Genomic DNA, 22,019 nt, shown 5'->3' with positions numbered 1-22,019 from the left:
CCGGTCAACTCCGCGAGTTCCTCGAATAGCACGTCAAGGCGCTGGGCGGGGCCCAACGTCTTGGTGCCGGATGGTGCGTTCGAGGACATGGCTTCATCATTGCAGTGGGGTCTGACAACTTCCGGCTATCCGACTCCCGATGGTCAGCTTGACGTCAGCGCCCGGAAAAATGGCGTATCCAGCAGCAAATCGCGCATGGCTGACGGCCTAGGCCGCTGTTGACTCCGTCTGCTCCCTGTCGAGCTGGGGGGTATGTCGCCGAACCGGTCCGCCTAGTAGGGGGTTGCGGAACTCGTCGTAGTCCTGATCGGCATCCTCGAAGACGAACTCGATGAGACCCCGCGATTTCCAGTCCGGCCGACTGGACCGCCACACTGTCTGCTGATTGGCGTGGAAACACCACTTCCGTACTGGTTCCAACGACAAGTCGTGTCCCTCAGCCATGATTTCCGGTGATGTCCTGGTGGCTTTGATCGTCATTACCGATACCCGGTTGCCCTTTGGGCGACCGCATCGACCATAAGGCCGACCGCCGACAACCCGCACGATGACCACGGATGGGCGGTTTTGCAAGAGGTCGCTATGTCCGCAGCCCAGTCGTTGCTCGTTCATCGGTTACGGCGTCGCCCAGTTCATGGGCTTGCCCATCGCGAAAGCGGCTCCCGAGCCCTCGATCGGAGCCGAGAAGTGACCGTAGCGCCTCCCGCGTCTCCCGGTCGGTCGAGTAGATCACCGTGCCGACCATCCCGCGGGTCAGCAAGACCTTGTACACATGCCGCACCAAGACATCAAACCGGCTGTCAGGCAAGGCCTTCGGATTGCGGAGATCGGGGTCCCGATTGGCGTTGCGGACGGACACGAATCGACCGTCGCGCCAAACGAGGTCCGGCCCGAGAATAACGCCGTTCCAGTCATACTCGAACCCTTGAGCGGTATAAATGCAGCCGACCTGGCCGAATCCGCCGTCGTCGGTAGCCCAGAGTGCGCTAGGTGGTGCATCTCCGATGCGCCTGTCGCTCTTGCTGTTCCACGGCCGTGCCCATGATCCGATCTGGACGTCGGGAACTAGCGTTCCGTCCTTGCGGGCGTCGCTCCACGGCCAGCAATAACCTGCGGTCATGCGCGCTGTGTAGCCCTCTTGCATCTGGGTGGCCAGATAGTGTTCCATCTCCCCGGGAGTCTCAGCCAGCAGTACGTTGAACTGCGGATCGCCCGGCCACGCCGCTGGTTGACAATCCTCAGCGAGGCCGAGCAGTCGGACCACCCAGTGCACGTATTCTTCGCTACCACCGCATCGAAACTGTTCACCGAGTGCGATGTGCTGGAATTCGATTCCGAGGTGTCTTGCGTATTGCTCGATCTGCGTGAGCGTCCCCATTTCGCCGGGACGCACGACCTGGTGCTCATCGAGGAGGAAGACTGGAACCCGTGCAGCGGCGATGAGTTCATCGATCTGCGGGCGTTCTGTCCGCAACTCCGCCCGGGTGTAGCGATCGACCGATGTTTTCCGAATGCGGTGGGCTTCGTCCATGATCAGGACGTCCAGGCCGTTCTGATCGGCCGTCATGAACTGGTTGAAGTACTTGAACAGTGCTCGGATCTTCGGTGCTCTTGGGGCGGCGACTTTCCGAAGGGTTTGGGTGAACGAACGCGACCCGGTCGCATGGACAACGGTACGGCCACGACGGGCAAGATCGCCGACGAGAGACAGCGCTATGACGCTCTTGCCACTGCCGGGCCCTCCGGTCACTGTGATAACCCGCTTGGTGTTGCCGGCACGCGCGTGTTCAACGGCGTGCATGACGAGATCGACAGCCAGCTGTTGGTTCCCGATCAAGCGGAACTGCGGTCGGTCGCGGAGCTCCGCTGCGGCCAGCTTCAGCAGTTGTTTGGACGGTGCCACAGCAGAATTGATCAGCAGATCAGCCGCCGCCCTTCCCGGACCCGGAGCAAGCCTGGACCGGAGGAATTCGACCATGGCCCCCTTGTCGCCGGCGGTGAAGAACCGGCCCGTCATCGAGACGGGCACCGCAAGCAAATCTTTGACCAGGGCGGGATCTGACGCGTTGTGCAGGTAAGCCATCCCGGCGACCGAGTCTGGACGGTCAGCGATCACGCGGGCGAAGTCGAGGAGGTACTCACAGTAGCCGCGCACCTGGATCACCGGGTGCAGCCTCGGTCCACCTGGCGCACCCGGCACGTCAACGATTTCCGGATCACCCTCGAAAGCGTAGGCAGATGTCCACTGTTTCAATTCGACGACGACGTATGAAGCCGCACCGGTCCGCGGGTGGGTGCCGGCAAGGACAACATCGGCTCGCTGCGAAGTCAAGGGGAGGTGGTACTCGACCAGCATTTCGACGTCGCCAAGCCCGGCGTCGGCGAGATCGGCGGCCAGTACCGGCAGACTCCTCTTCCACGAGGACTGCTCTGCGGGCGCCGCTCGGCGGCCAGTGCGGTACAGCATCTGCTCCAGCAATTGCTCAACCAGCGATTCGGGTGCCATCCCGATAAGACGATCCGCGGTTGTCCGGATGAGTGTCACGTCGAGTTCCCCAGGGCAGCACGAATACATTCGTGCGGGTGGGGACATATCCGTGCCGGCTGGGAGGAGCCGGGGAAGTCCGTCGGACCGCAGCAGTCATGCTAGGCCAGGTGTCCTCGATCCACCGCCATTGCGGGGCCAATCTCCGTCGACGCGCCTTCGGAAACCGTGAGCAGGACCGGTTATTCAGCCCTCAGCCAACGATCTCCGAGGCCCAGTACTCCCGCAGGCTCGCAATCCGCTCACCCTCGAACTCCAGGATCGCGACCTCCCGCATCCGCTTGCGCTGCCCTTGGACGCAGTCGTCGAACATCGCCTCCCACTCGGCGATCACCGTGATGCCGTCGGTGGCGGTGTAGAGGTTGAGCAACCGGGCCTCGATGTTGGCCTGCCCCTCGACGACCTTGCTCTGCCAGTACGCCCAGATCCCGGCCCGGGTGCGAATCGGTGCCTCCAGCACCCGCTCGTGGTAGGTCGCGTCGTGGGTGAAGATCGTGACGATGAGGTCGGGATCCCGGGTCGTCCAGGCACGCAGGTAGGTATCGATCACCGCGCGGACATCCATGGCAGGCTCTCCATCGTCTGGACGATTGGACGTGCGCACTATCAAATCAGGGACAGCACCGCGCGGGTCCATACGCTGCGGGGGAATCGCCGCCAATGCATCATTGTCAGCGCCCGTTAGGCCCATCAGAGGAAGCATCGGCCGACTCCGCCGACCGCACATCGCGCGGCACCACCGGCAACGCCGCCAGCGCGGCCATCCCGCAGAGTGCAAACGCCAGCGGGTATCCGGACACGTCGATGACCTCACCGAACACCGGCGGTCCGACTCCCGACGTCAGTCGCTGGGTGGTGTTCTGGGCGCCCATCGCCCGTCCGCTCCAGTACGGACCGGCGATCTCCGGGATGGCGGTGAACGCCAATCCGTTGTCCAGGACCGTGATCACCGCCGCGACGACCATCAACGGCACCGCCAACACTGAGTCGAGCCGGTCACTGATCGCCAGCGCAACCATGACCAGCGCGGCGCCGACCGCGATCAGCCTGATCGGTCCCATCCGTGACCCGACGCGGTCCGACCAGCGACCGGCTCCGATGCGGCCCACCGCGCCCAACAGCTGTGAGGTGCTCACCAACACACCAGCCGACCCCACTGACCAATGGTGGTCCTCGATCAACCACACCAACATGAAGGTCAGCACCACCGTCTGGGGCACCATCAGCAGCGCCGACGCCAAATGGATCCGCCACAGCGTGCTGTTTCCCCGATAGGGGTTGAGCAACTCGGCGGCTGGAGCGGTTTTCGGCGAGCGCCGCGGCGGGTCTTTCACACTCACGGCACTGATCACCGCCGATGCCGCGCATACCGCCGCCGGGAAGAACAGCGCCACCGAGAAGTCGCGTTCGCCGAGCTGGGGCAAGACCAAGGCCGCCAACGCGATACCCAGCGGCTGCGCGGTCTGGCGGATACCCATCGCCAGGCCCCGCTGGTCCGGCGGGAACCAGCCGGTCACCAGCCGGCCACTGGCGGTGTTGGCGCTCGCGGCGGCCATGCCCCCGGCGAACAGGCAGGGCGCCTCGAACATGATCGAGGTCGGCACCAGCGCCGCCGCCAATGCCGCGCTGCCGGTCAAGCCCAACCCCAGCGTCAACACCAACCGCTCGCCGACCCGATCAGTCAGATAGCCCCAGCCGATCAGGGTCAACACCGTGCCCAGGCTGGGCATCGATGACAAGAAGCCGGCCTCGGCCAAGCTGATGCCGCGTTCGGCGTCAAGCGCCGGGATCAGAAACGCGATCCCGTTGATGAAGACCGTGGCGGATAACGTGGCGATCAACCCGACAGTGAGCAACCACCACCGCCGCGCGGTGCTGATCGATCCGGGTACGGCCGGGTGCTGGTCACGCATCCTGGCGGTCAGCGTAGTTGAGCACCCCGGCGGGGAGGTGGCCGAACAGTTGCCGCCCGGATTTCCGGCGTGCCCCCGATCGGGGTAATCTAGCCCGGGAAATTAGGGCAGCCTTTACTAACACATGCGAGGGGACCGGATGGCCGTCGACGACACCTCGGCGGTTGCGCAGTTCCCGTCCTGGATCGGCCGCTTTCCCGGCCCGGGCGCCGCGACACTGCTGTTCCCACACGCCGGCGGAACGGCGGTCAACTACCGCCCGCTGGCGCTGGCCCTGGCCGCTGGCGCCGACACCTACGTCATGCAGTATCCGCAGCGTGCCGACCGGTTCCGCGAGCCGGCCGCTGAGACCCTGCCGGAGCTGGCCCGCAGCCTGTTCGACGCCGCGCCCTGGCACCAGGTCGGGCCGCTGCGGCTGTTCGGGCACAGCATGGGCTCGATCGTCGCGTTCGAGTTCGCCCGGATCGCCGAAGCGCGCGGTATCGAGATCCAGCGCCTATGGGCGTCTGCCGCGCCTGCCCCCGGCGTGATTTCCGGCCTGCGCAAGGTGCCCACCGGTGATGCCGACCTGCGCGCCGAACTCGCCCAGCTGGGCGGCACCGACCCGCGCATCCTGGCCGACGAGGAATTCCTCGCGCTGCTGTTGACTCCGGTGCGCTCGGACTATCAGGCGTTCAACCGCTACCACTGCGCACCCGAGGCGACCATCCGCGCCGACATCAACGTGTTGGGCGGCCGCGCCGACGACCGCGTCGGCACCGACCTGTTGGAGGGCTGGGCCGACCACACCACCGGCGCGTGCACGGTGTCGCTGTACGACGGTGGGCACTTCTACCACTACGAGCACATCGACACCCTGGCGAAGCGGATCATCGCCGATGACTGATCGGCGCGAGGACCCGGTCGTTATCGTCGGGCTTGGTGTCGAGGCGCCCGGCGGAATCGACACCGCCGAGCAGTACTGGGCGCTGCTGGCCGACGGTCGCGAAGCGCTGAGCGCCATCCCGGACGACCGCGATTGGGCGGTGCGTGAACTCATCGACGGATCACACCGCGACGGCTTCAAGCCGATCTGCAACGCCGGTGGCTTCCTTTCCGGCGCCGCCGAATTCGACCCCGGCTTCTTCGGGATCGCGCCGCGGGAAGCCATCGCGATGGATCCCCAGCAGCGGGTCGCGCTGCGGGTGGCCTGGCGCGCCCTCGAGGACGCCGGCATCAACCCCGACGAACTCAACGGCCACGACGTCGGGGTCTACCTCGGCGCGTCGGTCACCGGCTACGGCCCGGACATGGCGCAGTTCTCCGCCCACAGCGGTCACCTACTGCCCGGCACCGCGTTATCGGTGATCTCCGGTCGCGTCGCCTACACCCTCGGGCTGGCCGGTCCGGCGATCACCGTCGACACCTCGTGTTCGTCGGCGCTCTCGGCGCTGCACCTGGCCGTCCAGGCGATTCGCACCGGTGACGCCGACATGGCGCTCGCCGGCGGCGTGTGCGTGATGGGCTCGCCCGGATTCTTCGTCGAGTTCTCCAAGCAGCACGCGCTCTCCGACGACGGGCATTGCCGGCCGTACAGCGCCGCGGCCACCGGAACGGTGTGGGCCGAAGGCGCCGGAATCTTTGTGCTGCAGCGTAAGTCAGCGGCTTTGCGGGACGGCCGGCACATCTACGGCGAAATCCTGGCCAGTCGGCTCAACCAGGACGGTCACACCACCGGCCTGCTCACCCCCAGCGAGCAGGCCCAGCAGCGACTGTTCCGGCACGCGCTGGCCGACGCGGACGTGCAGCCCGGTCAGGTCGGCATGATCGAGGGCCATGGCACCGGCACCCGGGTCGGCGACCCCGTCGAACTGCGGTCGCTGATCCACGTCTACGGCGCCGACACCGAGCCGGGCACCGGCCCGCGGCTCGGCTCGGTGAAATCCAACATCGGGCACACCCAGGCCGCTGCCGGTGCACTCGGCCTGACCAAAGTGCTGCTGGCCGCCGAACACCAGCTGATCCCGCCCACCCTGCACGTGCACGACGGGTGGCACGACGGCATCGACTGGGACGGCGCGGGAATCACCCTGGCCGAAACCATCAGCGCCTGGCCAGCGCGCGACGGGCGCCGAATCGGCTCGGTCTCGGCGTTCGGGATGAGCGGAACCAATGCGCACGTGATCGTCGCGGTGGACGCTGCCGAGGCGGCGCCATGCTGAGCACCCACCCGACCGCCTTGCCCGACGGCCGCATCCCCGTTCTGATCTCAGCGCACGCCCGCGACCTGGTCCAGACCGAAGCCGCAGCGCTGGCACGCTACCTGCACACCCGGCAGGCCACGGTCGGGGCGGTGGCCCGGACGCTGCGGGCCACCCGCCCGATCCGCCGGTACCGCGCCGTGATCCGGGCCCGCGACGCCGGCGAGCTCATCAGCGGCCTCGAGGCGGTCTACCACGACGCCGAACACCCGCTGGTCGCCCGCTCCCATCAGCAGGAGGCCGCCCGCACCGCCTTCGTGTTCCCCGGGCAGGGCAACCAGTGGCCCGGCATGGGTGCCGACCTTTTGCGCATCGCGGCCTATCGCGCCGAGGCGGACCGCTGCGAGGAGGCTTTCCGCCGCGCCGATCATGCCTCGCCGTTGACCTATCTGCGCGGCGCCGACGATCCGGACCCGGTGGTGGTGCAGGCCGCGCAGTTCACTCACGCCGCGGCACTGGCCGCCACCTGGCGGCATTTCGGCGTGCTGCCCGACATCACCATCGGCCACAGCCTGGGGGAGCTCGCGGCCGCCTATACCGCCGGCGTGGTGGATCTCGACGCCGCGGTGGCGGTGGTGATCGCGCGGGCGGAGTTGACCGATTTGCTCACCGACAATGCCCCGGGGCGATTCGGCATGGCGATGATCGCCCTGGGTGCCGAGGCCGCCACCGAGTTCATCGCCGGAACCCCCGGCTGGCTGGAGCTGTCGGTGGTCAACGGCCCGGCATCGGTGGTCGTCTCCGGGGAATGGGCTGCGGTGCAGCAGATCCTGGAACGCGCCGACCGTCGCGGGGTGTTCGCCCGGGAGCTGGCGGTGCGCTACCCCGCTCACACCAGCGTCCTGGAACCGCTGCGTGACCGCATGATCGCGCAGCTTCCCGAGGCGAAATTCCACAGCGCCCCAGTCGAATTCATCGGCTCGGTGTATGGCGGCCCGATCCCGTCGGGCAAGACGTTCCGGCAGTACTGGTTCGACAATCTGCGGCAGCAGGTCCGGTTCGATCTGGCCACCGCCGCCGCAGTGGCGCGCGGCGTCACCACGTTTATCGAGATGTCGGCGCACCCCACCCTGCTCGTGCCGCTGGCCGACATCGCCGATACCGCGCAGGTGCTGGGCAGCACCGACCGCGATCACCCGGGCGATGAGGCGCTGGCGGCCAACATCGCCGCCGCGGCGATCGCCGATCCCGGCTACCGCTGGCGGGACTTCGCCGCCCCCGACGCAGGCGCACCGCTGCGGCATTTCCCGCACGCGCCGATGCACACCACCAGGCTGTGGGCCGGCGCCGCGCCGTCCGCGCAGCCCGACCGGCAGCCGGTCGTCATGACTGAACGGTGGGCACCGGTCGAAGAACCCACCGGTCGGCCGGCCGGGGTAGCCGTCATCGACTACACCGGGGCGTCGGCAGAACTGGCCGCGCAGCTCGCGGCCGGTTTGGTCGCCGGTGTGGCCGACCCAGCGGACGCCGACCTGCTGGTGCTGATCGCCCCGCCCGCCGACGATCCCGAGATCGCCGAGGCGGCAAGGACGTTCGCTGCGCACGCGGCCGCACAGACATCGCCGGCGCCCGGGCCGACGTGCCGACGGGTGTGGCTGATCACCCGCGGCGCCGAACGACTCGACACGGATCCGCCGCCGCGACCCGGGGCGGCCGCACTGGCGGCACTGCACCGCAGCACCGGATTCGGCTACCCCGACCAGACCTTCGCCCACCTGGACCTGCCGGCCCAACCCACCGCCGCCGATCTGCGGGCCGCGATCGCCGCACTGACCCTGACCGACACCGAGGTCGCGGTGCGCGCCGGACGGCTTTCGGTGCGGCGGTTGGTCGAATCTCCCGTCGCGCCAGGTGTGCCCGCGATCCCCGAGACCGTCGTGATCAGCGGCGGCACCGGGGCCATCGGAATGGCGTTCGCGGCGTTCTGCGCCGAACGCGGCGCCCGCGACATCGTCCTGCTCAGTCGCAGCGGGGCCGCTGATGCCGGTGCGGCCCGGTTGGATGCGCTGCGCGCGCGCACCGGCGCACGCATCAGCACCTTCCGGTGCGATATCACCGACGATGCGGCGCTGACGGCGCTGATCGACGAGCACGACCCGGCGCCGGCGGGGCTCATCGTGCACACCGCATCGGCGGAGGCGGTCGCCACCGAGCAGATCACCGGCAGCGCCGTTCGAGACGCCCTCGGCGCCAAAGTGATCGGACTGGACAACCTGGTACGGCGGTGGCCGCGGTACGCCGACGTGCACGTGCTGGTCTGCTCCTCGGTGCTGGCCCTGTGGGGCGGGTCGGGCCACGGCCTGTATGCGGCGGCCAACCGGATGGCCGACACCCTGGCACAGCGGCTGCGGGCCGACGGCCTGAACGCCAACTCGATCCGCTGGGGACTGTGGCAGAACGTTGCGGTAGTCGGCGGTGAAGAGAAGAACCGGATCGCCAGGACCGGCCTGACACCGATGCCGCCCGAGGCGGCGATCACCGCCGGACTGCTGGCCGCGCCGAACGACCCGGCGATCCTGGCCGCCGACTTCGACCGGCTGGCGGTGTTCTTCGACAGCCAGGGGGTGCCGCCCCCGTTCGCCGAACCACCAACCGCCGCATCGGCGGATGCGAGTGCCGACCGCCCGGTCAGTGAGGTGGTGGCCACCGAACTGGCGACGGTGCTCGGCCTGGACCGGCCCGACGACATCGACATGCACCGGGCGCTGGTCGACCTCGGCCTGGACTCCCTGCTCGCCCTGGACCTGCGCAAGCGACTGGGCCGGGCGACCGGCCGGCGGGTAGCGCTCGGGCCGCTACTGGCCGGAATGACCGGCGCCCAACTGACGGCGACGCTGCATGACGACACAGCGCCGGCCGGGCGATGCGAAAGGACAGTGTTCACCCATGACTGACACCGTCGACCAATCGGCCGACGAGCTGCGGCTGCAGTTGCTGCGCCGCCGGCTCGCCGAACGGGGGCTGTCCGCAACCGAGTCGGCCACCGAATCTGCCGAGCCCGTGATGACCGACGGGCAGCGCCGCATGTGGTTCGTCCAGGCGCTCGACCCCGACGGGACCGTCGCCAACATCTCGGTCTCCTACCGGCTGACCGGTCCGCTCGATCCCGCCCGGCTGCGGACTGCCCTGGCCGCGGTGGCCGCCCGACACCCGGTGCTACGCACCACCTATGCCGTCGACGACGCCGGCGAACCCCGGCCGGTGACCGGCAACGTCACACCCGGATTCACCGAACACGACCTCACCGACCTCGCCGAACAAGCGCGGGCGCTGAGGCTGGAGGTGCTGGCCCAGCGCGAGTTCGCCACCCCGTTCCGGCTGGAATCCGATGCCCCGCTGCGACTCACGCTGATCCGGATCGGGCCGGACGAACACATCCTGTTGCTGGTGGCCCACCACATCGCCTGGGACGACGCCTCCTGGGCGATCTTCTTCGCCGACTTGACTGAAGCCTATGAGGCCGAGGCCACCCCCGACGCTTTCGCCGCGCTTGGGCCCGTCCGCGTCGTCGCCCCACCGGCCGGCGCCGATCACGAAGCCGACCTGAACTACTGGCGCACGCTGCTGGCCGAGCCGCCCGACCCGCTGGAACTCCCCGGACCGCGCGGCTCGGCGGTGCCGCACTCGTTGCGGGCCGGATTGTGCACCCGGGTGGTTCCCGTCGAGTTGATGGACGGCATCACCGAGTTGGCACGCAACAACGGCGCCACCGCCTATATGGTGGTCGCCGCAGCGCTATCAGCGCTGATTTTCCGCTACACCGCGACCGACGACTTCCTCATCGCCTCACCGGTTCTCAACCGCACCGCTGGCACCGAGGACGCGATCGGCTACTTCGGCAACACCGTGGTGCTGCGCGCGAAGATCAATGCCGCTGACCGGTTCAGCGATCTGCTGGCGCGCACGCGTGACACCGCGCTGGGGGCGTTCGCCCACCAGGGCATCAACCTCGATCGAGTGGTCCGCGAACTCAACCCGGACCGGCGCAACGGGGGGGTGGAACGCCTCACCCGGCTCAGCTTCGGCTTCCGGGCCGGCGATGGGCAGGGCTTCCATCCGCGCGGAATTGATTGCAGCCGAGCAGATTACCGCGGCAAGATCGCCCAACTGCCGCTGGGCATCATGCTAGAGGCCGGTGACGACGGGGCGCTGATCGAAGCCGAGTATCTGCACGACGTGCTCGACGAGGCACTGGTCGACCAACTGCTACGACACCTGGTGCAGCTGCTGGCCGCCGCCGTCGCCGACCACCAGGCTTTCATCAGCGAGTTGGACATGCTCGGCGAAGCGGACCGCTCCTGGCTGGATGCGGCCTCGCGCGGACCGGACTTCGCCGCTACCCCGACCACGCTGGGCTCGCTGGTCGCCGACCGGGCGGCGCTGACCCCGGATGCCGTCGCCGTCGTCGACGATCACAGCCGTTACAGCTACGCCGAGATCAACGCCCGCGCCAACCGGATCGCCCACCACCTGATCGCGGCCGGGATCGGCACCGAGGACAAAGTTGCCGTGCTGCTGGGCCGCTCGGTCGACCTGGTGGTCACCGCACTGGGCATCGCCAAGGCCGGCGCCGCCTATGTACCCGTCGACCCCGAATACCCACCCGAGCGCATCGAATTCATTCTCGGTGACGCCCGGGCAGCCCTGGTCATCCGCGAACCGCTCACGCAAGAGGAGCTGGCCGGCCGGCCCGACACCGATCCGACCGATACCGACCGGGTACGCCCGCTGCGGCCGGATAATCTGGCCTACCTGATCTACACCTCGGGTTCGACCGGGCTGCCCAAGGGCGTGGAGGTAGCCCACGCCCCGATCGCCGAATACCTGATGTGGTTCGGCCAGGAGTACCGCATCGACGACACCGACGTGCTGCTGCAGGTCGCCTCGCCGAGCTTCGACGTCTCCATCGGTGAACTGTTCGGCACCCTGGGCAACGGTGCCCGGCTGGTCATTCCACGCCCGGACGGGTTGCGCGACATCGGCTACCTGACCGACCTGCTGCAGCGCGAAGGCGTGACCGCCATGCACTTCGTGCCCTCGCTGCTCGGGCTGTTCCTGTCGCTGCCCGGGGTCAACCAGTGGCGCAGCCTGCGACGCATCCCGATCGGCGGCGAACCGTTGCCCGGTGAGCTGGCCGACAAGTTCCATGCCACCTTCGACGCCCTGCTGCACAACTTCTACGGGCCCACCGAGACTGTGGTCAACTCCAGCCGCTACAAGGTGGAAGGCGCCCAGGGCAACCGGATCGTGCCGATCGGCAGCCCCAACATCAACACCACCATCCGGTTGCTCGACGACGCGCTACAACCGGTGCCGGTCGGGGTGATCGGTGAGATCTACATCGGCGGAACACATCTGGCCCGCGGCTACTTCGACCGGCCCAGCCTGACCGCGGAACGCTTCGTCGCCGACCCGTGGGCCGTCGGGCAGCGGATGTACCGCACCGGTGACCTGGCCCGCCGCAACGCCGCCGGCGACCTGGAATTCATCGGCCGCGCCGACGACCAGGTCAAGGTCCGCGGCTTCCGCATCGAACTCGGCGAGGTGGCCGCGGCCATCTCGGTGGACCCCAGCGTCGGACAGTGCGTGGTCGTCGTCTCCGACCTGCCCGCGCTCGGCCGCAGCCTGGTCGCCTACCTGACGCCCGCCGGAGACACGGAGGTGGAGATCCCCCGGATCCGGGCCCGGGTCGCCGCCGCGCTACCCGAATACATGGCCCCGGCCGCCTACGTGGTGGTCGACGACATCCCGATCACCACCCACGGCAAGATCGACCGTGCCGCCCTGCCCGACCCCCAGCCGATCGAGACCGCCGCATACCGGGAACCCGAGACCAACACCGAACACACGGTGGCGCAACTGTTCTCGCAACTGCTGGGCCGCGAGCGGGTCGGTGCCGACGACTCGTTCTTCGACCTCGGTGGCCACTCGTTGCTGGCCACCAAACTGGTGGCGGCGATCCGCGCCCGTTGCGGCGCGGAGATCGGGATCCGCGACATCTTCGAGGCCAGCACGGTGGCCCGGCTGGCCGCCGCGATCGAGCGGGCCCGGGCCGGTGAGAACGGGCCGGGCCGCCCGCCGCTGGTCGCGGTGCCACGATCGGGTCCGCTTCCGGTCTCGGCGTCGCAGCTGCGTACCTGGTTCGCCTACCGGCTGGACCCGGACGCCACCGGCGACAACATCCCCCTGACAGCCCGACTCACCGGCCCCTGCGATACCGCTGCCTTGACCGCCGCGCTCAACGATGTGGTGGCCCGCCACGACAGCCTGCGCACCACCTTCTGCGAGATCGACGGGCTGCCTCATCAGATCATCAACCCACCCGTTTCCGTGCCGGTGACCGAACTGCACTGCCCGGCAACCGATCCGGAGGAGGTAGCGCAGTGGACCCGGGCGCGGCTCGACGAGCAGCGCGGCGCGGGCTTCGACCTGGAGCGCGACTGGCCGATCCGGGCGGCGCTGCTTCACCTGCCCGGCGACGAGCGGGTGCTCTCGCTGGTGGTGCACCACATCGCCGCCGACCATTGGTCGGTGGAGGTGCTCTTCACCGACCTGCTGATCGCCTACCGGGCCCGCGCCGCCGGCGCCGAACCCTCGTGGGCGCCACCGGCATTGCAGTATGCGGACTTCGCGCACTGGCAAGGCGAGCTGCTGCGGGACGAGTCGGGGCTGATCGACGCGCAGCGCCGCTACTGGATCGAAGAACTGGCCGACCTGGCCGACGACACCGGCCCCCGGCCGGACTTCCCGCGCCCGGCCACCGTCAACGGCTCCGGTGACTCCGTCGCGTTCACCGTCACGCCGCAGGTGCGGGCCGGGCTGGCGGCGCTGGCCCGCGAGACCGGTGCCACCGAGTTCATGGTGGTGCAGGCCGCAGTCGCGGTGCTGATGCACCTGGCCGGCAGCGGCGACGACATTCCGCTCGGGGTACCGGTCGCCGGCCGCAACGACAACGCCCTGGACAACCTGGTCGGGTTCTTCGTCAACATCGTGGTGCTGCGAAACCGATTGTCGGGCAACCCGACCCTGCGCGAGGTGGTGCTGCGGGCGCGGGAAGCCGCCCTGGGCGCCTACGCCCACGCCGACCTGCCGTTCGACCGGCTGGTGGAGGCGCTCAACCCGGTCCGGACGCTGTCGCGCAACCCGCTGTTCCAGGTGGTGGTGCACGTGCGCGACGCCGCCGAGGTCAGCCACGTGGTGGACAGCAGTGCCGCGGGTGAGCTGGTGTTCCGCACCGTGATGCCGACGTTCGACATCGCGCACGCCGACTTGTCGGTGAACCTGTTCGCCACCGACGACCCCGCCGACGGCCCCCGCTATGACGGTCACCTGATCTACCGCACCGACCTCTACGAGCGCGCCACCGTGCAGCGCCTGGCCGACTGGTTGGGACGGGTGCTGGCGGCGATGGCCGGCGCACCGGAGCAGACCCTGCGCGAGATCAGCCTGGTCGACGATGAGCAGCGCGAGCGGATCCTGCACCAGTGGAGCCGCGGCGCCGAGGCTCCCGCGGACGACCCGCGGACCATCGCCGAGGTGCTGGCCCCAAGCCGCAGCTTCGACGGAGTCGCGGTGCGCTGCGCCGGTGCCGAGTTGACCTACCCGCAGCTGCACCGCCGCTCAGACCAGCTGGCCGCCCTGCTGATCGCAGCCGGCGTGCGGCCCGGAACGCTGGTGGGCCTGTCGGTGCGACGCGACCTCGACCTGGCGGTAGCGCTGGTCGGCATCATGAAGGCCGGTGCCGGCTACTTCCCACTGGACCCCAGCTATCCACGTGCGCGCCTGGAGTTCATGGTCGAAGACGTCGCACCGAAGGTGGTCGTGGTCAGCGCGACGACGCGTGAGGCCATGCCGGCCCCGGACGGCGTGACGCTGGTGTGCCTCGACGACGCCGACGTGCAGGCGGAACTGTCGAAAGACGCTCCCGGAGTGGACCTTCCGGTGCCGCACCCGGACGACCCGATGTATCTGGTGTTCACCTCCGGCTCGACCGGTGTGCCCAAAGGCGTCGTGGGCACCCACCGGTCGATGAGTGCCCGGCTGAACTGGCAACTCGCCCACTACCCGGTGCCCGGCGAGGACATCCGGCTGGCCCAGTCATCGATGACGTTCCTGGAGGGTGGCATGGAGCTGCTGGCCGGGTTGGCCGCCGGGGCCACCATGATCCTGGCCGACGACAACGAGTTCCGTGACCCCGAGGCGCTGGCCCGTCTCATCGTGGATGAACGGGTGGCTCAAGTGACGGCGGTGGCCAGCCTGATCTCGGTGCTGGTGGACTCCGCGCCCCAGGCCGTGGCCGGCCTGCGGCGCCTGGTGTGCAGCGGTGAACCGGTCTCGGCGGACCTGCTGGCCCGGCTCGGTGCGGTGCTGGATCCGAAAGCTCAGCTGCTCAACAACTTCGGAGCCACCGAGACCTCCGGTGCGGTGGTGCGCGGCGAACTGGCGCCGCCCACCCCGAAACTGGGCCGGCCCACGCCCGGCTCGCAGGCCTACCTGCTCGACGACACGCTGCAGCCGGTGCCGCCGGGCGTGGTCGGCGAGGTCTACTACGCGGGACCGCAGATCGTACAGGGGTACTGGAAACGTCCCGGGCTGACCGCAACCCGGTTCGTCGCCAATCCGTTCAATCCCGGTGACCGGCTCTACCGCAGCGGCGACCGCGCCCGCTGGAGCAGCGACGGAGTACTCGAATTCGTTGGCCGCACCGACCATCAGGTCAAGGTCCGCGGCTTCCGGGTGGAGCTGGCCGAGGTGGAGGCGGCGCTGCGGGGTGCCCCCGGGGTGGCGGCGGCGGCCGCCCGTACCTGGGAACAGCGGGGCAGCACCACGTTGGCCGGCTATGTGGTCCCCGACGGTCCGATCGCCGACGCGGCGGAGTTCATCGCGGCGGTGCGCGCCGCGGTGGCCGCGGCACTGCCCGGCTACATGGTGCCGTCCTCGCTGACGGTGCTGGAGACGATGCCGCTGACCGACTCCGGGAAGCTGAACCGGCCGGCGCTGCCGCAGCCGGCGGTGGCCACCCGTGGCGAAGCCGACCCGCCGGTCACCGCCACCGAACAGACCCTGGTCGGCATCTGCGCTGAGTTGCTGGGCGTCGAGCGGATCGGGCGCAGCGACGGCTTCTTCGAACTCGGCGGCGACAGCATTCTCTCGGTGCAGTTGGCCGCCCGGGCGCGAGCGGCCGGACTGGACATCGACCCGCGGATGATCTTCGAGCACCCCACGTTCGCCGACCTTGCCGCCGCCGCCGACATGCGGGTCGCCGGCGACAGCGGCCCCGACGACACGGCGTTCGCACCGATGAGCGTCTCGGGTCTCAGCGGTGAGGAACTGGCCGACCTGACTGCGGCATGGGGCGATTCGCCGTGACCGAGGCCACAACACAGCGCAGCACTGCGCAATCCGTCGAGGACGTGCTGGCCCTGTCCCCGCTGCAGCAGGGGCTGTTCTCGCTGGCCAAGCTCGCCACCGATGGGTTGCCAGTCGACGACGGGGTCGACGTCTACACCGTGCAGTTCGTCATCGACATCGTCGGCGCCGTCGACGCCGGGCTGCTGCGCCGCAGCGCCGAGGCGATGCTGGCCCGGCACGCCAACCTGCGGGCGTCGTTCTGGGATGTCGACCTGCCGCACCCGGTGCAGATCATCCCGGCACGGGCCAACCTTCCGTGGCGGGAGATCGACGCTGCACCAAGTGAATTCGAACAGATCGCACACACCGAACGCACCACCAACTTCGACCTGGCCCGCGGCCCGCTGCTGCGCTTCGTGCTGGCCCGCTCCGCCGCCGACCGGCATCGGCTGATCCTGACCGTGCACCACCTGCTGCTCGACGGCTGGTCGATGGCGGTGTTCTTCGACGAACTGGTGGCGATCTACCGGGCCGGTGGCGTCGACCCGCTGCCCCCGCCGCGGCCCTACCGGGACTACATCGGCTGGCTGGCCAACCAGGACACCGATAAAGCCGTCGCCGCCTGGCGCGACTACCTGGCCCCGCTCAGCGCCCCGACCATCCTGGCCGACAGCGAACGCGCCCAACTGGGCAGCGTCCTACCGCAGACCCACGAGGTGGCCCTGAACCCCGATGACACCGCGCGGCTCACCGACTGGGCCCGGCGGCACGGGCTGACGCTGAACACCGTGCTGCAGTTCGCCTGGGCGGTGCTGCTGAGCCGGCTCACCGATCGCACCGAGGTGGCGTTCGGGGCGGTCGTCTCCGGTCGGCCCCAGCAGCTCACCGGCGTTGAATCCATGGTCGGCCTGTTCATCAACACCGTCCCGGTGGTCGTGTCACTGCCGCCGCGCGCCGAGGTGATCGCGAGCTGCCAAGCCTTGCAACGGGATAGCGCGGCCATGCGTGATCTGGGCTACGTGAGCCTGTCCACGGTGCAGCGGGCCAACACCAACGCGGTCTTCGATACCCTGCTGGTGTTCGAGAACGCCCCGATCGGTGCGGCGGCCGCCGGGGTTACCGCCCCCGACGGCGTGCGGTTCATCCCGGTCACGGTGGAAAGCCTCACCCACTACCCGCTGACCGTGGTGAGCTACCCACCCCGCGACGGCCGGCTCACCGTGCTGCTCGAGACGGTTCCCGAAGCGCTGGGAGAGCTGCCGGTCGTCGACCTGGGCCGGCGGCTGCTGCAGCTGCTGCGTCAGCTGGTCGACCCGGCGCGGCCCCGCATCGCCGACCTGGAGGTGCTGTTGCCCGCCGAGCAGGCCCGCCGGGCCGAACCGGGGCGTGCGCCTGCGGTAGCGGTGCCCGAACTGTTCGCCGCTGCGGCCGCCGCCCACGGCGACCACCCGGCGCTCACCGGCGAGAACCGCACGCTGACCTACGCCGAACTGTCCAGCGAAACGGCCCGGGTGGCACGGGCTTTGGCCGGACGGGGGATCGGCCCGGAGGACCGGGTCGCGATCGCCCTGCCGCGCTCACTGGATTCGGTCATCGCGATCCTGGCGGTGTTGCAGGCCGGCGCAGCCTACGTCCCGATCGATATCAGCCTGCCGGAAGCCCGGATCGAATCCATTCTGCGCCAAGCCGATCCGAAACTGACCCTGACCCCTGAGCTGCTGGCCGAATTACGTTCCGGCGCGGCCGAGCACTGCCCGACCCCGACGGCGATCCACCCCGACTGCGCCGCCTACGTCATCTTCACCTCCGGCTCCACCGGAGAACCCAAGGGGGTCGTCGGCACCCACCGGGCACTCGCGTCGTACTTCGCCGACCACCAGCAGCGCATGTACGCACCCGCGGTGGCCCGGCTAGGCCGGGCATTGCGCATTGCGCACGCCTGGTCGCTGAGCTTCGACGCCAGCTGGCAGCCGCTGGTCGGCCTGTTAGGCGGGCACAGCGTGCACCTGTTCTCGGCCGAGGAGATGCGCGACGCCGAGGCGATCATTGAGGGCATCCGCCGGCACCGGCTGGACATGATCGACACCTCACCGTCGATGTTCACCCAGCTGTTCGACGCCGGCCTGCTCGACGCGCACGCCGCCCACCGGCTCAGCGTGCTGGCGCTCGGCGGAGAAGCCATCGCCCCGCACACCTGGACGAAGCTGCGGTCGGTGTCGGCGGCGGTGGCCGTGCACAACTGCTACGGGCCCACCGAGACCACCGTGGAAGCCGTCGTCGCCGACGTCGCCGACACCGACGTGCCGGTGATCGGAGAAGCGGTGCGGGGCATGACCGCTCACGTGCTCGACTCCGGGCTGCGCGAGGTGCCTGACGGGGTGGCCGGCGAACTGTATCTGGCCGGTGCGCAGGTCACCCGCGGCTATCTGGGGCGCGCCGGTGCGACTGCGGCCCGCTACATCGCCGACCCCTTTGCCGCCGGCGGCCGGATGTATCGCACCGGGGACCTGGTCCGGCGCCGCGCCGACGGCCGGTTGATCTATCTGGGCCGCGCCGACGATCAGGTCAAGGTGCGCGGCTACCGGGTCGAGATCGCGGAAGTCGAGACCGCGCTGGCCGCGGCGACCGGCGTGACCGCCGCTGCGGTCCTGCCCGTTCAGGGGCCGACCGGAACCCAATTGGCCGGGTTCGTCACCGGTGTCGATGTCGATGTCGCCCGGGTCCGCGCCGAGATCGGCGGCCGGCTGCCGGCCTACCTGGTGCCGGCCCGCATCACCGTCGTGGAGTCGATGCCGTTGACCCCCAACGGCAAGCTCGATGCCGAGGCGCTGGTCGCCCTGGCCGGGCCCGTCGTCGGCGGCGGCGAGGAGCCGGCCACCGAAACCGAGCGGGCCTTGGTGGAGATCCTGGCCGAGGTCTTCGGCGACACCGGAGGTCTGGCGGACGCGTTCCCCGGCGTCGAGACCGATCTACGTGACGTGGGGCTCGACAGCATCGTCGCGCTGTCGATGGTGCGCGCGGCACGCCGGCGCGGGCTGCTCATGCGTCCGCGGACGGCACTGACCTGCACCACAATTCGGGATCTGGCCGCGGCGCTGGACACCGAAGCCGCCCACGCCGAACAGGCCGTCGAATGCGCCGCTGACACCGGGCCGATCCCGCTGCTGCCGGCTGGCCGCTGGCTCTACCAGTTCGGCAGCCCGCGCCGGCTCGGACAAGTCGAAGCGGTTCGCCTTCCGGCCGATACCGAACCAGAACGGGTGCGCGCTGCGCTGGCCGCGATCGTCGGCGCACACCCGGTGCTGCACGCGCGCCTCGACCCGGCCACGCTGCTGTTGCACCCGATCGAACCCGTCGACGTCCTGACCGAGATCGCCGTCGAGGCTGATGATCTGGCGGCGGTCACCGAGCACGGCACCCGGTTGCTGGCGAGCCTGGACCCACACGCCGGCGTGCTGCTGCGTGCGCTGTGGCTTCGCCCGCCGACCGGAGCCGGGGTGCTGTTGCTGTGCGGGCATGTGCTGGCCCTGGATCCAGTGTCGTGGCAGGTGATCCTGGGGGAGCTGCACGCCGCGCTGGCGGGCGCCGACCCGCTTCCGGAACGCAGCGGCTACCGGCGCTGGGCCACCGCCCTCACCGAGCGCGCGCACGCGCTGGACACCGTGCCGTACTGGGCTGCCCAACTGGCCGGCGACGACCCGCAGCTGGGCGCTCGACGGGTTCGTCCCGACGTGGACCGCGCCGGTGATCTGACGGTATCGGTGGCCGTCGCCGACGCGGAGATCACCGCTGCGCTGTTGGCGTCGCAGGTGCCGATGCATGACCTACTGGTGGCGGCGACGGCACGGATGATCACCGCCTGGCGCAACCGGCGCGGGCAAGACGGTGCGGCGCCACTGCTTGCCCTGGAGACCCACGGACGCGCCGAAGACGTCATTCCCGACGTTGACACGGCCGACATCACCGGGCTGCTGACCGCGATCTACCCGCTACGGGTACCCCAGGCCGACCCGGCCGGCGTCGCACACGCGCTGGCGCAGATCCCCGGCAGCGGAATCGATTTCGGCCTGTTGGCCTACCTGCGCGCCGACACCGCCGCCCAACTGGGCGCCGCACCCGGGCCCCAGGTGCTGCTGAATTACCTCGGGCGCGTCGACCGGGCCGGCGACGGGCCGGCCGTGGCACCCGATCTGATCGCCGCACTGCCGTCGGTGCCCGAACCCGAGCAGGCGGTGCGCAACGAGCTGAGCATCTTCGCCGCGGTGGCCGACCTCGGGTCGGGTCCGGCGTTGATGACACAGTGGCGGGCGCTGCCCGACATCCTCGCCGCCGGGGAGCTGAGCGAGCTGCAAGAACTCTTCGTCGAGGCGCTGGGCGATCTGGTGGAGGAGCTGCGATGAGCACGCTGGCGGTGGTGGGCGCGGGCGCCAAGGCGGTGGCGGTGGCCGCCAAGGCTGCGGTGCTACGCGAAATGGGTGTCGACGCACCCGAAGTGGTCGCCGTCGAACGCACCGAGGTGGCCGCCAACTGGCGGGCGACCGGGGGCTGGACCGACGGCGCGCACCGGCTGGGCACCAGCCCGGAGAAGGACGTCGGCTTCCCCTACCGCTCCGCGGTGGTGGCCGGCCGCAACGCCGAGATCGACGAGCGGATGACGCGCTACAGCTGGCAGGCCTATCTGATCGCCACCGGCCAGTTCGCCGAGTGGGTGGACCGCGGCCGGCCGGCCCCTACCCACCTGCGGTGGAGTCAGTATCTGCGCTGGGTGGCCGAGGCGGTGCGGCTCAACGTGATCCCCGGCGGGGTGGACCGGCTGTCGGTCGACGGCGCCGGCTGGTTGTTGCATACCCGCGAGACCGAAGTGGCCGCTGACGCGGTGATGATCACCGGCCCCGGCCAGGCGGAGAAGTCGATCTTGCCCGGCAACCCACTGGTGCTCTCGATCGCCCAGTTCTGGCACCGGGCCGCGGCCGACCGGATCAGCGCCGAGCGCGTCGCCGTCATCGGTGGCGGCGAGACCGCCGCGTCGATGCTCAACGAGTTGTTCCGGCACCGGGTTTCGACGATCACGGTGATCTCGCCGCAGGTGACGCTGTTCACCCGCGGGGAAGGGTTCTTCGAGAACACGCTGTTCTCCGACCCGACCGACTGGACCGCGCTGACCCTGTCGGAGCGCCGCGATGCGCTGGCCCGCACCGACCGCGGGGTGTTCTCGGCGCGCGTGCAGGACGCGCTGCTGGCCGACGACCGGATCCGGCATCTACGCGGCCGGGTCGCGCACGCGGTTGCCCGTGACGGCCGAATCCGCTTGACGCTGAGCACGAACCGCGGCGGTGAGAACTTCGAGACCGTGCACGGTTTCGACCTTGTCATCGACGGCTCCGGTGCCGACCCGCTGTGGTTCGTCTCGCTGTTCGGTCAGGACACCCTGGATCTGCTGGAGCTGGGGCTGGGTGGCCCGCTGTCCGGCGACCGGCTGGCCGAGGCGATCGGTCACGACCTGGCCGTCGCCGGCGTCACCCCGAAGCTGTTCCTGCCCAATCTGGCCGGGCTGACCCAGGGGCCGGGTTTTCCGAACCTGAGCTGCCTGGGCCTGCTGTCCGACCGGATTCTGGGTAGCCACATCCCGACGAGCAGTCCCCGGCAAGCGGGAGGTAACCCCGGTGAACGCCCGCTTTCGGCGCCCGCCGAGGGTGCTTTCGCGTCTGGCCGCGCCCTGAAGAACGAGGAGAGTCGATGAGCACCAACCCCTTTGACGACGACAACGGCACCTTCTACGTGCTGGTCAACGACGAGGACCAGTACAGCCTCTGGCCGACCTTCGCCGATGTGCCCGCCGGGTGGCGGGTGGTCTACGGAGGTGAACAGGGCGCCGCCCGCGCGGCCTGCCTGGACTACGTCGAACAGCACTGGAACGACCTGCGTCCCAAGAGCCTTCGTGATGCCATGGCGGCCGAACAGGGGTAATCT

The 22,019-nt window shown here is 69.5% G+C and carries 10 protein-coding genes; 7 read left to right on the top strand and 3 right to left on the bottom strand.

Annotation, left to right across the window (positions count from 1 at the left end; all coding sequences use genetic code 11):
• Window positions 1-580 precede the first annotated feature (580 nt).
• From A5694_RS11985 to A5694_RS11975, 3 genes are all read right to left on the bottom strand, one after another.
• Complete coding sequence (locus A5694_RS11985; protein ID WP_082952634.1) at window positions 581-2,506, bottom strand: DUF2075 domain-containing protein; 1,926 nt, start codon at window positions 2,504-2,506, stop codon at window positions 581-583.
• Between the two features lie 232 nt (window positions 2,507-2,738).
• Window positions 2,739-3,110, bottom strand: a complete 372-nt coding sequence (locus A5694_RS11980; protein WP_064922051.1) for a nuclear transport factor 2 family protein — start codon at window positions 3,108-3,110, stop codon at window positions 2,739-2,741.
• 106 nt (window positions 3,111-3,216) lie between these two features.
• Complete coding sequence (locus A5694_RS11975) at window positions 3,217-4,458, bottom strand: MFS transporter (protein ID WP_064922050.1); 1,242 nt, start codon at window positions 4,456-4,458, stop codon at window positions 3,217-3,219.
• A gap of 139 nt (window positions 4,459-4,597) precedes the next feature.
• Here A5694_RS11975 and A5694_RS11970 point away from each other — a divergent pair, with 139 nt between their 5' ends.
• Genes A5694_RS11970 through A5694_RS11940 form a run of 7 tightly spaced genes read left to right on the top strand, consistent with a single transcriptional unit; the run spans window position 4,598 to window position 22,016 of the window.
• Window positions 4,598-5,344: a thioesterase II family protein gene (locus tag A5694_RS11970; protein ID WP_064922049.1), complete on the top strand. Its 747-nt coding sequence runs from the start codon at window positions 4,598-4,600 to the stop codon at window positions 5,342-5,344.
• A complete protein-coding gene (locus A5694_RS11965; protein ID WP_064922048.1) occupies window positions 5,337-6,659 on the top strand; it encodes a polyketide synthase in 1,323 nt (440 codons plus the stop codon). Before A5694_RS11970 ends, A5694_RS11965 begins: the two co-directional genes overlap by 8 nt.
• Window positions 6,653-9,592: an SDR family NAD(P)-dependent oxidoreductase gene (locus A5694_RS11960; RefSeq protein WP_064922047.1), complete on the top strand. Its 2,940-nt coding sequence runs from the start codon at window positions 6,653-6,655 to the stop codon at window positions 9,590-9,592. Before A5694_RS11965 ends, A5694_RS11960 begins: the two co-directional genes overlap by 7 nt.
• Complete coding sequence (locus A5694_RS11955; RefSeq protein WP_064922046.1) at window positions 9,585-16,067, top strand: non-ribosomal peptide synthetase; 6,483 nt, start codon at window positions 9,585-9,587, stop codon at window positions 16,065-16,067. Before A5694_RS11960 ends, A5694_RS11955 begins: the two co-directional genes overlap by 8 nt.
• Window positions 16,064-20,449: a non-ribosomal peptide synthetase gene (locus A5694_RS11950; RefSeq protein WP_234787917.1), complete on the top strand. Its 4,386-nt coding sequence runs from the start codon at window positions 16,064-16,066 to the stop codon at window positions 20,447-20,449. Before A5694_RS11955 ends, A5694_RS11950 begins: the two co-directional genes overlap by 4 nt.
• Window positions 20,446-21,789, top strand: a complete 1,344-nt coding sequence (gene mbtG / locus A5694_RS11945; RefSeq protein WP_234786390.1) for an NADPH-dependent L-lysine N(6)-monooxygenase MbtG — start codon at window positions 20,446-20,448, stop codon at window positions 21,787-21,789. Before A5694_RS11950 ends, mbtG begins: the two co-directional genes overlap by 4 nt.
• The gene (locus A5694_RS11940) at window positions 21,786-22,016 is read left to right on the top strand and encodes an MbtH family protein (protein WP_064922044.1); all 231 of its coding nucleotides are present in this window, start codon (window positions 21,786-21,788) and stop codon (window positions 22,014-22,016) included. Before mbtG ends, A5694_RS11940 begins: the two co-directional genes overlap by 4 nt.
• Window positions 22,017-22,019: the final 3 nt, after the last annotated feature.

The sequence above is a fragment of the Mycolicibacter sinensis genome (assembly GCF_001667945.1).
GTDB lineage: Bacteria > Actinomycetota > Actinomycetes > Mycobacteriales > Mycobacteriaceae > Mycobacterium > Mycobacterium sinense_B.
This window is presented reverse-complemented; position numbering and strand designations above follow the sequence as displayed.